Here is a 13652-nt window from a genome sequence, read left to right as displayed (position 1 = left end):
CAACAAGCCCACTGTGAGAGCAGTGGGCTTTGTTTTACGAGGTTTATGGGCCTGACACCCGCGATCCGGGCGCTGGCTCACCTGAAAATCTTAAAACCGTCACCAGCGGTTCGCTGGCAAACGCTTTGTGCAAATGTGCTCACAGAACACAGCACGGGGCCGGAACATGACTCCACCAGTGAAATGCGTATCGGGTTTTTAGGAGCGCTGTAATGCCTGAGATCTATCATTTTTTCCAACAGCTGGTTAATGGCCTGACCATTGGCAGCACCTATGCCTTGATAGCCATTGGCTACACAATGGTTTACGGCATCATTGGAATGATCAACTTCGCCCATGGCGAGGTCTACATGATTGGTTCCTACGTGGCCTTTATCGCCCTTGCCGGGTTGGCCATGATGGGTATCCACTCCCTGCCGCTGTTGATGACCGCTGCGTTCCTTGCGTCGATCGTCGTAACCAGTGCCTATGGCTACAGTATCGAGCGCGTTGCCTATCGCCCCTTGCGTGGCAGCAACCGTTTGATCCCGCTGATTTCCGCCATTGGCATGTCGATTTTCCTACAGAACACCGTATTGCTGTCCCAGGATTCCAAGGACAAGTCCATTCCCAACCTGATCCCGGGGAGCTTCTCCTTCGGTCCGGGTGGTGCGGAAGAAGTCCTGATTTCCTACATGCAGATCCTGGTTTTCGTCGTCACCCTAGTGGCGATGCTGGGCCTGACCCTGTTCATCTCCCGCTCCCGTCTGGGGCGCGCCTGTCGGGCCTGCGCCGAAGACATCAAGATGGCCAACCTGCTGGGCATCAACACCAACAACATCATCGCCCTGACCTTCGTGATCGGCGCCGCGCTGGCCGCCGTTGCAGCGGTGCTGCTGAGCATGCAGTACGGCGTGATCAACCCTAATGCCGGTTTCCTGGTAGGCCTCAAGGCCTTTACCGCGGCGGTATTGGGCGGCATCGGCAGTATTCCGGGCGCGATGCTCGGTGGCCTGGTGCTGGGTGTGGCCGAAGCCTTTGGCGCCGATATCTTCGGCGACCAGTACAAGGACGTCGTGGCGTTCGGCCTGTTGGTTCTGGTGCTGTTGTTCCGTCCGACCGGCATCCTGGGCCGTCCGGAGGTTGAGAAAGTATGAGCAGATATCTTAAATCGGCGTTCTTCAGCGCCTTGCTGGTATGGGCCGTGGCCTTTCCGGTACTCGGTCTCAAGCTGAGCATTGTCGGCATCAATCTGGAAGTGCATGGCACCGGTCCCGTGACCCTGACCATCATTGCCCTCTGCTCGGTGCTGATGTTCCTGCGCGTGCTGTTCACCCAGCAGGTCGGTGCCCTGTTCAAGAGCAACCGTGGTCCGTTGGTGTCGCCCAAGGTCAGCCAATTCCTGACCCTGCCACGCACGCAGCGCTACATCATCATTGCCCTGATCATCGCCGCACTCATTTGGCCGTTCTTCGGCTCGCGCGGCGCGGTCGATATCGCCACCCTGATCCTGATCTACGTGTTGCTGGGCCTTGGCCTGAACATCGTGGTCGGCCTGGCCGGCCTGCTCGATCTGGGTTACGTGGGCTTCTATGCCGTGGGTGCCTACACCTACGCACTGCTCTCGCATTACCTAGGCTGGAGTTTCTGGATCTGCCTGCCATTGGCGGGCATGGCGGCGGCCACGTTCGGCTTCCTGCTGGGCTTCCCGGTACTGCGCCTGCGCGGTGACTACCTGGCGATCGTGACCCTGGGCTTCGGTGAAATCATCCGTCTGTTCCTGCGTAACCTCACCGACATCACCGGCGGCCCCAACGGTATCAGCAGCATCCCCAAGCCGACGTTCTTCGGGCTGTCGTTCGACCGTACCGCCGCTGAAGGCATGCAGACCTTCCACGAATACTTCGGGATCGACTACAACCCCGTGAGCAAAGTGGTGTTCCTGTACCTGGTGGCGCTGTTACTGGCATTGGCCGCCTTGTTCGTGATCAACCGCCTGCTGCGCATGCCGATCGGCCGCGCGTGGGAAGCGTTGCGCGAAGATGAGATCGCCTGCCGCGCACTGGGCCTGAACCCGACCATCATCAAACTCTCCGCGTTCACCCTGGGGGCTGCGTTCGCCGGTTTCGCCGGCAGCTTCTTCGCCGCTCGCCAAGGCCTGGTGACCCCGGAGTCGTTCACCTTCATCGAGTCGGCGATCATCCTCGCCATCGTGGTATTGGGTGGCATGGGCTCGCAACTGGGCGTGATCCTGGCGGCGATCGTGATGATCCTGCTGCCGGAAATGATGCGTGAGTTCAGCGAATACCGCATGTTGATGTTCGGCGCCATGATGGTGCTGATGATGATCTGGCGTCCTCAAGGCCTGCTGCCCATGCAACGTCCACACATGGAGCTGCGCAAATGAGCCGCGAGATCCTGAAAGTCGAAAATCTGAGCATGCGCTTCGGCGGTTTGCTAGCGGTCAACGGCGTAGCCCTGACCGTCAAAGAAAAACAAGTCGTCGCGCTGATCGGCCCCAACGGCGCCGGCAAGACCACGGTGTTCAACTGCCTCACCGGTTTCTACAAGCCGAGCGGTGGCAGCATCCTGCTGGACGGCCAACCGATCCAGGGCCTGGCCGGTCACGAGATCGCCCGCAAAGGCGTGGTGCGGACCTTCCAGAACGTGCGGTTGTTCAAGGACATGACGGCGGTCGAAAACCTGCTGATCGCCCAGCACCGCCACCTGAACACCAATTTCTTCGCAGGCTTGTTCAAGACCCCGGCGTTCCGCAAGAGCGAGCGCGAGGCCATGGAATATGCGGAGTACTGGCTGGACAAGGTCAACCTCACCGAGTTCGCCAACCGCCCCGCCGGCACCCTGGCCTATGGGCAGCAACGTCGCCTGGAAATCGCCCGTTGCATGATGACCCGTCCGCGGATCCTCATGCTCGACGAACCCGCGGCCGGCCTGAACCCCAAGGAAACCGAAGACCTCAAGGCCCTGATCAGCGTGTTGCGTGAGGAAAACAACGCCACCGTGCTGTTGATCGAACACGACATGAAACTGGTCATGAGCATTTCCGACCACATCGTGGTGATCAACCAGGGCACACCTTTGGCCAACGGCACGCCGGAGCAGATCCGCGACAATCCTGAAGTGATCAAAGCCTATTTGGGGGAAGCGTAAAATGCTGCAATTCGAAAACGTTTCCACTTTCTACGGCAAGATCCAGGCCCTGCACAGCGTCAACGTGGAAGTGCGCCAAGGCGAGATCGTCACGCTGATCGGCGCCAACGGTGCCGGCAAATCGACCTTGCTGATGACCCTGTGCGGTTCGCCGCAAGCCCACAGCGGCAGCATTCGCTACATGGGCGAAGAACTGGTGGGCCAGCAGTCGTCGCAGATCATGCGAAAGAGCATTGCGGTGGTGCCGGAAGGCCGTCGCGTGTTCTCGCGCCTGACCGTGGAAGAGAACCTGGCCATGGGCGGGTTCTTCACCGACAAGGGCGACTACCAGGAGCAGATGGACAAGGTGTTGCACCTGTTCCCGAGGCTCAAGGAACGCTTCAGTCAACGCGGCGGCACCATGTCCGGCGGTGAGCAGCAAATGCTCGCCATCGGCCGTGCGCTGATGAGCAAGCCCAAGCTGTTGCTGCTGGACGAACCTTCACTGGGCCTGGCGCCGATCATCATCCAGCAGATCTTCGACATCATCGAACAACTGCGCAAGGACGGTGTGACGGTGTTCCTGGTGGAACAGAATGCCAACCAGGCCTTGAAGATCGCTGACCGCGCCTATGTGCTGGAAAACGGCCGGGTGGTGATGCAAGGGACTGGCGAGCAGTTGCTGACCGATCCCAAGGTGCGCGAGGCGTACCTGGGCGGTTAAGAGACGGTTGCTGTAGGAACCCGATCAAAAATGTGGGAGCGGGCTTGCTCGCGAATAAAGTGGATCAGTCAGCACATTCAGTGACTGAAACACCGCATTCGCGAGCAAGACCGCTCCCACATTTTGCTTTGTGTGATCCCTGAAACTTTCATTGTTTGAAATTATTTTCAAGCGATGTGTAACGAATCTCACCTTCCCGCCTCTAGTGGTGCAAGCAGGCACTCAAGCCCGCCAATTCAACCCACTGCTGGAGATGCACCATGACTACCAAACTGTCCGCCGCCACCCTCGTCCTGGCCCTCGGTTCCGCCCTGAGCCTGTCCACCCTGGCCACCACCGCCCACGCTGCCGACGACATGCAGAAATGCTTTGGCGTCGCCGAAGCCGGCAAGAACGATTGCGCCGCGGGTGCTGGCACTTCCTGCGCCGGCACCTCGAAAACCAAAGACCAGCCCAACGCCTGGAAACTGGTCCCGGCCGGCACCTGCCTCAAGACCCCAAGCTCCACCTCGCCGACCGGTTTCGGCCAGGAAGCGGCCTTCACTGCCAAGTCCTGATCCCTCGCAAAACCTGAGTACTGATGATGACTCTTTCATCCCTGCACGCCATCTCCCAGGCTCAGGCGCCCGGCCTCCCCCGCCGGGCCGGGCTGGGGCTCAAGCATGAGCATTTCCTTGAAGTGCTGGAGACCTCACCCGACATCGGTTTTTTTGAAGTGCACGCCGAAAACTACATGGTGGCCGGCGGCCCGTTTCATCATTACCTGGGGTTGATCCGCGAACAGTACCCGTTGTCCTTGCACGGTGTGGGCCTGTCCATTGGCGGCGAACACCCGCTGGACCGTGAGCACCTGGCACGGTTGGCCACGCTGATCGATCGCTATCAACCCCAGTCTTTTTCCGAACACCTGGCCTGGTCGAGCCATGGCCCGGTGTTCCTCAATGACCTGCTGCCCCTGGCCTACGACAGCGCGACCCTGCAACGGGTGTGCGAACACATTGACCAGGTACAGAGCACCTTGAAGCGCCCAATGCTGCTGGAAAACCCGTCGACTTATCTGCAATTCCAGCGCTCGACCCTGGACGAGACCGACTTCATCAGCGAAATCATCCGCCGCACCGGCTGTGGTTTGCTGCTGGACGTCAACAACGTCTATGTGTCGTGCATCAACCATCAGCGCGATCCACTCGACTACATCGATGCCCTGCCGCTGCAGGCCGTCGGCGAAATTCATCTGGCCGGTTTTGCCGAAGACACTGACAGCCTCGGTGATCGCTTGCTGATCGATGATCACGGCGCCCCAATCGATAACGCCGTGTGGCAGCTGTACGAAAAAGTACTGGCACACGTCGGCTCGGTTGCGACCCTGATCGAGCGGGATAACCAGGTGCCAGCATTCGGCGCACTGCTGGCCGAGGCTCAACAGGCCGAATGGCATCTGTCGCAGGTGACCCCATGAGCCTGCATGACGAGTTCGCAGAGGCCTTGTTGGCGCCGGATCTGGCCTGCCCCGATGGCCTGTTCAGCAGCAATGGCGCCGACCCTGCCAGCCGCTTTGTGGTGTATCGCAACAACGTGCACAGCGCGTTGATCAACGCACTGGCAACGGCTTACCCGGTGACATTACAACTGGTGGGCGAGGAATTTTTCCGCGCAATGGCCGGCCTGTTTGTGCAGGCTTGCCCACCCACCAGCCCGTTGATCAGCGAGTACGGCAGTGCGTTCGCGGCGTTTATCCAGGACTTCGAGCCTGCCGCCAGCGTGCCCTACCTGGCCGATGTCGCACGCCTGGAACGCTTGCGCGTGCGTGCCTACCACGCAGCAGATACCCAGCCGCTGGAACAGCAGGCGGTTCTCCAAGCACTGCAAGGCCAGTCAGCCCTGGGGAAATTGCGCCTGCAACTGCACCCCTCCCTTGCCACATTGAATTCAACTTATGCGGTGGTAGCCATCTTGGCCGCACACCAGCTCGAAGGTGGCCTGGCCACCCTGAATCCCTGGCACGCCCAGGGTGCGCTGGTCATGCGTCAGGGCCTGAAGGTCCAGGTCTTTGCTATCGACCACGGTTCAGCCACGTTTATCGACAGCCTGGCCCATGGCACGCCCTTGGAAATAGCCGTGGAGCAGGCGCTTGAAGTGTCAGTCGAGTTCGACCTGCACCAATGCCTGACGCTGCTGATCAGCCACAACGCCATCACTCATTTGTATCCAGAACAAAAGGTATCGCCATGAATACTCGTCCGTCGTACCTGATCAATCGGGTCATCGCGCTTTTCGAGCAGATCCCCTACAGCCTGATCGCCTTTCTCGCACGTTTTTCCATTGCCGCGGTGTTCTGGAAATCCGGGCAAACCAAAGTCGAAGGCTTCGCGATTGATTTGATCAGCGGCACCTTCCAACTGGGTGAACCCAAACTGGCAGCCTCAACGTTGCCGTTGTTTCGCAGCGAATACCACGTGCCCCTGTTATCGCCCGAAGTCGCAGCGCCTATGGCCGCATTTGCCGAGCACTTTTTCCCGGTATTGATCCTGGTGGGCTTTGCCACACGCTTCTCGGCCTTGGCCCTGATCGGCATGACCCTGGTGATTCAGCTGTTCGTCTACCCGGACGCCTACCCGACCCACGGGACCTGGATCGCGCTGCTATTGTTGCTGGTGGCCAAAGGGCCGGGACGTCTGTCCATCGATCACCTGATCGCCCGTCGCTATGCTTAAAGCCGATCCAGGGCCTCGCCGCTGCGCTTGAACCAACCCACCAGATAATCGGCTAACACCTGGGTGCGGCGCGGCAAACCGCCCTGATAGGGATGCACCAGGTACATCGGCATGCTCCGCGTCTGATAATCGCGCAGGAGCCAGCGCAAACGGCCGTCCGCTAATTCCGCGGGGAGAACGTAGGACGGCAGCCGCGCAATACCGGCGCCCACCAATGCGGCCTTTTTCAACAGGTTGTAGTGGTTGGAGGCGAATGTGCCGCTGACCCGCACCCGCAGCAATTCGTGCTGCTGGTGATACAGCCACTCTTCACGCCCGCTGTAATGGCTGTTGAGCAGGCAGGTGTGCGCGGCCAGGTCGGACGGGGTCTGCGGCTCGCCATGCTCCTCAAGGTAGGCTGGGCTGGCGCAGGTCATCTCATGCCAGGCCAACAACGGCTTGGCCACCAGGCGCTCATTCTCGATCGCGCCTAAGCGTACCCCCAGGTCAAAGCCATCCCGCGCCAGGTCGCGGTAGCTGTTGTTGAGCTCCAGCTCGATCTGTACCTGCGGGTACTGCTTGGAAAACTCCAGCAACAATCCGTCGAAGAAGGTCTCGCCCAGCGACACCGGCACCGTCATGCGTACCGGCCCAGCCAGATCATCCTTGAGCCGGGCCAACGCCTGTCGGGCACGATCCACCTGCACCACCAATGCCTGGGCCTGGGGCAGCAACGCTGCGCCGGCCGCGGTCAGGCTAAGCTTGCGGGTGGTGCGGTGCAGCAATACCACGGAAAACCGCGCTTCCAACTGGCTGATCCGCTTGGACAACTGCCCTTTGCTGCAGCCCAATTGCTCGGCGGCCACGGTAAAACTACCGGCTTCGATCAGCACCGCAAACGCGGCCAGGTCATCCATGTCACTCACGGATTGTTTCCATTTGAAAACCAAAGGTTGCCTATTAGCACGTTTATTCGCCAAAAAAGCCACTCTAGACTGAACCCTCACTTAACTCCCTGGAGGAACAGCACCATGAAAATCCTATTGATTGGCGCCAGCGGCACTGTCGGTTCAGCGATCAAGGCGGAACTGGCCCAGCGTCACGACGTGATCAGCATCGGCCGCAACAGCGGTGACTTCCAGGTGGATATCAGCGACAGCGCGTCGATCCGCAAACTGTTCGAACAGACCGGCAAGTTCGATGCCCTGGTCTGTGCGGCAGGCAGCGTGAAGTTCGTGGCGCTAGGCGAGATGAGCGAAGGCGATTTCGAACTGGGCCTGCGTGACAAACTGATGGGCCAGGTCAACCTGCTGCTGATCGGCCGCGAATACGCCAACGATGGCGCCTCATTCACCTTCACCAGTGGCATTCTGAACCGCGACCCGATTCGCACCGGGGCTTCAGCTGCGCTGGTCAATGGTGCGCTGGATGCTTTCGTCAAAGCAGCGGCAATCGAGCTGCCACGTGGCCTGCGTGTCAACTCGGTGAGCCCGACGGTGTTACTGGAAGCCATGGACAGCTACGCACCGTACTTCCGTGGCTACAAACCGGCGCCGGGCGCCGACGTGGCATTGGCCTACGCAAAAAGTGTGGAAGGCTTGCAGACCGGCCAGACGTTTATCGTGGGGTGATCAGGCTGCCTGTCAGAATTACCTGAAGCTAACGGGCGGGGTTGTGATGCAGCGCAGGCCTGCGTAACGTGGCGGCACTTGTCTGGAGACCCGATAATGCGTGCCGCCCATACCCTTGCCCTACTTGCCTTGTTTCCCCTGTTTGGCGCCTGCCAGATGTTCGATAACGATCCGGCCAAGCCTTCTACGGCCGGGCTGACCCGAATGCAGGGCGAACTCACCGCAGTCGGCGGCAAACTGCTGTTCCAGCCGTGCAATGACAAACGCAACTACGTGGTCAACGACACCGGCGGCACCAGCATCCTGCAGGAAGCGGCCTCCCTCGCCGGCGAGCAAGGCGCGTTGTTTGCCGACCTGCGTGGCAAGTTCTCCGGGGTCGCCAGCGGCACCCAGGGCAGCGTCGACCTGCAACAACTCTACCGCGTCGAGCGCTCGACGTCGGCCTGCGACGACCCGGACTTCAAACGCATGATCCTGCGCGCCAACGGCCACAAACCGACCTGGGTGATGAACGTCACCGCCAAGGGCCTGGTGCTGGAGCGCGAAGGCCAGCCGCCACTGGCGGTGCCCTATGTGGAAGAACAAATCGGTGACGGCCGCTTCAACCTGATGACCGAAGCCAACAACCAGCACGTGGAATTGTGGGTAGCCCCGCAGCGTTGCGTCGACCCGGTCAGCGGCAGCCTGCAACACATGACCGCCGAGTTGCGCGTCAACGGCCAGGTGCAGCGCGGTTGCGCGTCGTTCGGCGGCTCGCGCGACGACTGACGCGACCCCACGCTGTTTTAACATGACGGGAAACCGCCATTGAGGCTTATAATCGCCGGTTTGCAAAACAGCCGGCCTCCGAGCCCGCCGCCTACCGGATCCTGTCATGTTACGAATCACCGAACTCAAGCTGCCCATCGACCATCCCGAAGAAGACCTGCGGCCCGCCATCGTGCAGCGCCTGGGCATCGCCAGTGATGACCTGCTCGATTTCACCCTGTTCAAGCGTAGCTACGACGCCCGCAAGAAATCGTCGGAGCTGTGCTTCATCTACACCGTCGACTTGAATGTTAAGGGCGAAGCCGCCCTGCTGCTCAAGTTCGCCGATGATCGCAACGTCAACCCCGCGCCAGATGTCAGCTACAAAGTCGTGGGCCAGGCGCCGGAAGGCCTGGTTGAACGGCCGATCGTAGTGGGTTTCGGCCCATGCGGGATCTTTGCCGGGCTGTTGTTGGCACAAATGGGCTTCAAGCCGATCATCCTTGAGCGCGGCAAGGAAGTACGCCAGCGCACCAAGGACACTTGGGGCCTGTGGCGCAAAAGCGTGCTCAACCCAGAGTCCAACGTGCAGTTCGGGGAAGGTGGCGCCGGGACCTTTTCCGACGGCAAGCTGTACAGCCAGATCAAAGACCCGAAATTCCACGGCCGCAAAGTCCTGCACGAGTTCGTCAAGGCCGGTGCACCGGAAGAAATCCTCTACGTCAGCAAGCCGCATATCGGTACGTTCCGCCTGACCGGTGTGGTAGAGAACATGCGCGAGCAGATCATCGCCCTCGGCGGTGAAGTGCGTTTCGAGCAGCGGGTTACCGACGTGCTGATCGAGGACGGCCAGTTGAACGGCGTGGTCGTCGATGGTGGCGAGCAAATCCTGTCCAAGCACGTGATCCTGGCCCTGGGTCACAGCGCCCGCGACACCTTCCGCATGCTCCACGGCCGCGGTGTGTACATGGAAGCCAAGCCGTTTTCGGTGGGTTTCCGCATCGAGCACCCGCAATCACTGATCGACGCCGCGCGCCTGGGCAAATACGCCGGGCATCCGAAACTTGGCGCCGCCGACTACAAGCTGGTGCACCACGCCAAGAACGGCCGCTCGGTCTACAGCTTTTGCATGTGCCCAGGCGGCACCGTGGTCGCGGCGACTTCCGAGCCGAACCGCGTGGTCACCAACGGCATGAGCCAATATTCGCGCAACGAGCGCAATGCCAACTCCGGCATCGTGGTCGGCATCACTCCGGAGGTGGATTACCCGGGCGGTCCGCTGGCAGGTATCGAGCTGCAGGAGCGCCTGGAGTCCCACGCTTATGTCCTCGGTGGCAGCAACTACGAGGCGCCGGCGCAGTTGGTGGGTGACTTCATCGCCGGCAAGCCGTCCACAGCGATCGGCAGCGTGGAACCGTCCTACAAACCAGGCGTTTCCCTGGGCGACTTGGCGCTGGCCTTGCCGGACTTCGCCATCGAAGCGATCCGCGAAGCCCTGCCGGCGTTCGAGAAGCAGATCAAAGGCTACTCGCTGCACGATGCCGTGTTGACCGGCATTGAGACGCGTACTTCGTCGCCGCTGCGGATTACCCGTAACGAATCGATGCAGAGCTTGAACGTGAAAGGTCTGTTCCCGGCGGGGGAAGGCGCCGGTTATGCCGGAGGGATTCTGTCGGCAGGTGTGGATGGGATTCGCATTGCCGAGGCGTTGGCGCGGGACATGTTGGGCCTGCAAGCCTGACACATTCCCTTGTAGAAGCCCGGCTCGCCGGGCTTCTACAACGTTAAATGTTGGCGCGCAGAATACTGTCCGGCAACGGCTCGCCGCGCTCGACACTGGCCGCAACCGCCGCAATCAACCCGTCCAGCGCATACCCCTGCCCCGCCAGCCAGGCCTGATCGTAGTAAGTTGTGGCGTAGCGCTCACCGCCATCACACAAGATCGCCACAATCGAGCCCGACTCTCCCGCCGCTCTCATCTGCTGCGCCGCCACCAAAGCGCCAACCAGGTTAGTCCCGCTCGAACCGCCGACCCGCCGCCCCAACCGCTCGGCCAGGTAGTGCATGGCCGCCAGCGACAGTGCATCCGGCACCTTGACCATCGCATCGATCACCTTGGGCAAAAACGATGCCTCGACCCGTGGCCGACCAATGCCCTCAATCCGCGAACCGCAGTCCAGGCGCAAACTGGCATCACCACTCTGGTAGAAATCAAAGAACACCGAGCGTTCGGCATCGGCACACAACACGCGGGTGCAATGCTGGCGATAACGTACATAACGACCGAGGGTCGCGGTGGTGCCGCCCGTACCGGGGCTGGAGATCAACCAGCTCGGTTCTGGATGTTGCTCGAAACGCATCTGCTGGAAGATCGACTCAGCGATGTTGTTGTTTGCCCGCCAGTCGGTGGCGCGCTCAGCGTAGGTGAACTGGTCCATGAAGTGACCGCCACTTTCCCGCGCCAGACGTTCGGATTCGGCATAGATCTGCGTGGGATCCTGTACCAGGTGGCTCTTGCCGCCGTAGAAGGCAATCTGCGCGATTTTCTCCTGGGACGTGGTGGCCGGCATCACCGCAATAAACGGCAGACCGAGCAGGCGCGCGAAGTAGGCTTCAGAAATCGCCGTCGAACCGCTGGATGCTTCGATCACCGGCGCGCCCGGCTTGAGCCAGCCATTGCACAGCGCGTAGAGAAACAGCGAACGCGCCAGCCGATGCTTCAGGCTACCGGTGGGGTGGCTGGACTCGTCCTTGAAGTAAAGCTCGATGCCCGGCAACCCCGGCAGCGGCAAAGGGATCAAGTGCGTGTCCGCGCTGCGCTGGAAGTCAGCTTCAATGATGCGAATGGCTTCGCGAGCCCAGGGACGATGGTCACTCATGGAGAGTTTCTCTAAAGGGTGTAAGCCCTGATTTTAGGGGGTTTCCTACGTGTCACACAGATACAGTACCGATTCAATCGGGCGCACAATTGCTAGGTTCAATCGCAACGTCATTCCAAACCGTCGCTTATAACAAATAAGAATATAACTTTTGTTTTAACAACTAACGGTACGGGTTAGGGTACCCACCTATTGAATCTGGATTGGAGAGCATCCCTTGCCTCTGCGTAGCACTTTTACCCGTTTCTTCCAGCTGGAAGCCGCCAGCGGTCTGTTATTGATCGCGGCTGCGGCACTGGCGTTGATCATCAACAACTCCCCTTTGTCGCACCTGTACGCTGCGTTTCTTGATGTACCGGTGGTGGCGCAGATCGGCGCGTTGAAAATCGCCAAACCGGCCTTGCTGTGGATCAACGATGGCCTGATGGCCCTGTTCTTCCTGTTGATAGGTCTGGAGGTCAAACGTGAGTTGCTCGACGGCCACCTGTCAAAGCCCTCGCAAGTGGTACTGCCCGGCGCAGCGGCTATCGGCGGCATGGTCGTGCCGGCGTTGATCTACTGGGCGATCAACAAGGATTACCCCGCCGCACTCTCCGGCTGGGCGATTCCCATGGCGACCGACATCGCCTTCGCCCTCGGCGTGCTGGCCTTGCTGGGCAAGCGCGTGCCGGTGTCGCTGAAGCTGTTCCTGATGACCTTGGCGATCATTGACGACCTTGGCGCGATCATCGTGATTGCCGTGTTCTATTCCGCCGACCTGTCCGGCGCCGCCCTGGCGGGCGCAGCTGCCTGTCTGGTTGCCTTGATTGCGATGAACCGCCTGGGCGTCATCAAGCTCGGACCATACCTGATCATTGGGCTGATCCTGTGGGTGTGCGTACTCAAGAGCGGTGTTCACGCGACGCTTGCGGGTGTGACATTGGCATTCTGCATCCCGATGCGCACCAAGAACGCCGAGCCCTCACCGCTGCTCACGCTGGAACACGCGCTTCACCCGTGGGTGGCCTACGGTATTTTGCCGCTGTTTGCCTTCGCCAACGCCGGCGTATCCCTGACCGGCGTCAGCCTGGAAAGCTTCACTCACCATGTGCCGATGGGCATTGCCGCCGGTTTGTTGATCGGCAAGACCGTGGGTGTGTTTGGCCTCACCTGGCTGGCCATCAAGACCGGCCTCGCTGCCTTGCCCAACGGCGCCAACTGGGGCCAGGTGTTTGGTGTGGCGATCCTCTGCGGCATCGGCTTTACCATGAGCCTGTTTGTCGGTTCGCTGGCGTTTGTGCCGGGTGCCAGTGAGTTTGCTGGGGAGGACCGGATGGGGATTCTGACGGGGTCGATATTGGCCGCGTGTATTGGTTATGCGGTGACGGCGATGGCGAGTCGCAAGAAGGCCGAAACTTCAGGTTTGAACTGACAGCGCCGAAAACCAAAAAGCCGCCTCGGCTTAAACCGAGGCGGCTCCACTTTTCAGACCTTACCGGTCATCGAAGCTGTCCCGCAGAAATACCCACACGTGGTAGACACGCAGGCTATTCACTACGAGGTTCCACGTACGTCGTGCAAACTTCGACATACTCGGCCCTCCTAACGTTAGGCCTTACCTCCAGCGCACTTACCGGAACACGTGAGCCTTTGGATGCAGGTCAATGCATCTTTGAGGCGGCCGGGTTGATGGGCTTCCCGCATGAATCCGGCACGGCTTACTAGCCCGTGGCGATCAGTCCAAAAATTCGCGCGCGTACCCGGCTCGCCTATTAGCGAAAAACGTAGAACAAGGGGGAGCCTAACGAATCTCCCGAATGAAGGTGTGACGAAAAGTGGTTAAATATCCAGTACTGCTTATGAGATCTAT

General features: G+C 60.2%; 14 protein-coding genes. 12 read left to right on the top strand and 2 right to left on the bottom strand.

The window, feature by feature from the left end:
- Nucleotides 1–212: 212 nt before the first annotated feature.
- The 8 genes from livH (at nucleotide 213) to BMZ57_RS09235 (ending at nucleotide 6567) form a co-directional block, all read left to right on the top strand.
- Nucleotides 213–1136, top strand: coding sequence for a high-affinity branched-chain amino acid ABC transporter permease LivH (livH, locus tag BMZ57_RS09270; protein WP_003172375.1), 924 nt, complete (start codon nucleotides 213–215; stop codon nucleotides 1134–1136).
- Complete coding sequence (locus BMZ57_RS09265) at nucleotides 1133–2386, top strand: high-affinity branched-chain amino acid ABC transporter permease LivM (protein ID WP_010212364.1); 1254 nt, start codon at nucleotides 1133–1135, stop codon at nucleotides 2384–2386. The genes livH and BMZ57_RS09265 overlap by 4 nt, the downstream gene beginning before the upstream one ends.
- The gene (livG, locus tag BMZ57_RS09260) at nucleotides 2383–3150 is read left to right on the top strand and encodes a high-affinity branched-chain amino acid ABC transporter ATP-binding protein LivG (protein ID WP_010212365.1); all 768 of its coding nucleotides are present in this window, start codon (nucleotides 2383–2385) and stop codon (nucleotides 3148–3150) included. The genes BMZ57_RS09265 and livG overlap by 4 nt, the downstream gene beginning before the upstream one ends.
- A 1-nt stretch (nucleotide 3151) precedes the next feature.
- Entirely contained in the window at nucleotides 3152–3853 is a 702-nt protein-coding gene (locus BMZ57_RS09255; protein ID WP_010212366.1) for an ABC transporter ATP-binding protein, read from the top strand.
- 260 nt (nucleotides 3854–4113) lie between these two features.
- A complete protein-coding gene (locus BMZ57_RS09250) occupies nucleotides 4114–4410 on the top strand; it encodes a BufA1 family periplasmic bufferin-type metallophore (protein ID WP_069672332.1) in 297 nt (98 codons plus the stop codon).
- Between the two features lie 23 nt (nucleotides 4411–4433).
- Nucleotides 4434–5312: an MNIO family bufferin maturase gene (gene bufB, locus BMZ57_RS09245; protein ID WP_069672333.1), complete on the top strand. Its 879-nt coding sequence runs from the start codon at nucleotides 4434–4436 to the stop codon at nucleotides 5310–5312.
- The gene (locus BMZ57_RS09240; RefSeq protein WP_069672334.1) at nucleotides 5309–6085 is read left to right on the top strand and encodes an HvfC/BufC N-terminal domain-containing protein; all 777 of its coding nucleotides are present in this window, start codon (nucleotides 5309–5311) and stop codon (nucleotides 6083–6085) included. Before bufB ends, BMZ57_RS09240 begins: the two co-directional genes overlap by 4 nt.
- On the top strand, nucleotides 6082–6567 hold the full coding sequence (locus BMZ57_RS09235) for a DoxX family protein (protein ID WP_010212370.1): 486 nt from the start codon (nucleotides 6082–6084) through the stop codon (nucleotides 6565–6567). Before BMZ57_RS09240 ends, BMZ57_RS09235 begins: the two co-directional genes overlap by 4 nt.
- On the opposite strand, the gene BMZ57_RS09230 is transcribed toward BMZ57_RS09235, so the two are convergent.
- Nucleotides 6564–7472, bottom strand: coding sequence for a LysR family transcriptional regulator (locus BMZ57_RS09230; RefSeq protein WP_021492390.1), 909 nt, complete (start codon nucleotides 7470–7472; stop codon nucleotides 6564–6566). The genes BMZ57_RS09235 and BMZ57_RS09230 overlap by 4 nt on opposite strands.
- Nucleotides 7473–7577: 105 nt before the next feature.
- Between BMZ57_RS09230 and BMZ57_RS09225 the strand changes: the two genes are divergently transcribed.
- The 3 genes from BMZ57_RS09225 to BMZ57_RS09215 all read left to right on the top strand — a co-directional run bounded on the left by BMZ57_RS09225 (nucleotide 7578) and on the right by BMZ57_RS09215 (nucleotide 10665).
- Nucleotides 7578–8177, top strand: coding sequence for a short chain dehydrogenase (locus BMZ57_RS09225; protein ID WP_010212372.1), 600 nt, complete (start codon nucleotides 7578–7580; stop codon nucleotides 8175–8177).
- Nucleotides 8178–8273: 96 nt separating this feature from the next.
- The gene (locus BMZ57_RS09220) at nucleotides 8274–8945 is read left to right on the top strand and encodes a COG3650 family protein (RefSeq protein WP_021492391.1); all 672 of its coding nucleotides are present in this window, start codon (nucleotides 8274–8276) and stop codon (nucleotides 8943–8945) included.
- Between the two features lie 106 nt (nucleotides 8946–9051).
- On the top strand, nucleotides 9052–10665 hold the full coding sequence (locus tag BMZ57_RS09215) for an NAD(P)/FAD-dependent oxidoreductase (protein WP_010212374.1): 1614 nt from the start codon (nucleotides 9052–9054) through the stop codon (nucleotides 10663–10665).
- Nucleotides 10666–10708: 43 nt separating this feature from the next.
- On the opposite strand, the gene BMZ57_RS09210 is transcribed toward BMZ57_RS09215, so the two are convergent.
- The gene (locus tag BMZ57_RS09210) at nucleotides 10709–11803 is read right to left on the bottom strand and encodes a PLP-dependent cysteine synthase family protein (protein WP_010212375.1); all 1095 of its coding nucleotides are present in this window, start codon (nucleotides 11801–11803) and stop codon (nucleotides 10709–10711) included.
- A 217-nt stretch (nucleotides 11804–12020) separates the two neighbouring features.
- On the opposite strand from BMZ57_RS09210, the gene nhaA reads away from it, so the two are divergent.
- Entirely contained in the window at nucleotides 12021–13214 is a 1194-nt protein-coding gene (nhaA, locus tag BMZ57_RS09205) for a Na+/H+ antiporter NhaA (RefSeq protein WP_010212376.1), read from the top strand.
- The last annotated feature ends 438 nt before the right edge of the window (nucleotides 13215–13652 follow it).

Origin of the sequence: Pseudomonas simiae (genome assembly GCF_900111895.1) — a bacterium.
Classification (GTDB): Bacteria; Pseudomonadota; Gammaproteobacteria; order Pseudomonadales; family Pseudomonadaceae; genus Aquipseudomonas; species Aquipseudomonas simiae.
Note: the sequence above shows the minus strand (reverse complement) of the source record. Positions and strands in the feature narration are given on the sequence as shown.

Coding starts and splice junctions, on each gene's coding strand:
- BMZ57_RS09235 (WP_010212370.1), top strand. CDS start 6,082: ATGAATACTCGTCCGTCGTACCTGATCAATCGGGTCATCGCGCTTTTC.
- BMZ57_RS09210 (WP_010212375.1), bottom strand. CDS start 11,803: ATGAGTGACCATCGTCCCTGGGCTCGCGAAGCCATTCGCATCATTGAA.
- BMZ57_RS09255 (WP_010212366.1), top strand. CDS start 3,152: ATGCTGCAATTCGAAAACGTTTCCACTTTCTACGGCAAGATCCAGGCC.
- BMZ57_RS09225 (WP_010212372.1), top strand. CDS start 7,578: ATGAAAATCCTATTGATTGGCGCCAGCGGCACTGTCGGTTCAGCGATC.
- livG (WP_010212365.1), top strand. CDS start 2,383: ATGAGCCGCGAGATCCTGAAAGTCGAAAATCTGAGCATGCGCTTCGGC.
- BMZ57_RS09215 (WP_010212374.1), top strand. CDS start 9,052: ATGTTACGAATCACCGAACTCAAGCTGCCCATCGACCATCCCGAAGAA.
- BMZ57_RS09265 (WP_010212364.1), top strand. CDS start 1,133: ATGAGCAGATATCTTAAATCGGCGTTCTTCAGCGCCTTGCTGGTATGG.
- livH (WP_003172375.1), top strand. CDS start 213: ATGCCTGAGATCTATCATTTTTTCCAACAGCTGGTTAATGGCCTGACC.
- BMZ57_RS09220 (WP_021492391.1), top strand. CDS start 8,274: ATGCGTGCCGCCCATACCCTTGCCCTACTTGCCTTGTTTCCCCTGTTT.
- BMZ57_RS09250 (WP_069672332.1), top strand. CDS start 4,114: ATGACTACCAAACTGTCCGCCGCCACCCTCGTCCTGGCCCTCGGTTCC.
- BMZ57_RS09240 (WP_069672334.1), top strand. CDS start 5,309: ATGAGCCTGCATGACGAGTTCGCAGAGGCCTTGTTGGCGCCGGATCTG.
- bufB (WP_069672333.1), top strand. CDS start 4,434: ATGATGACTCTTTCATCCCTGCACGCCATCTCCCAGGCTCAGGCGCCC.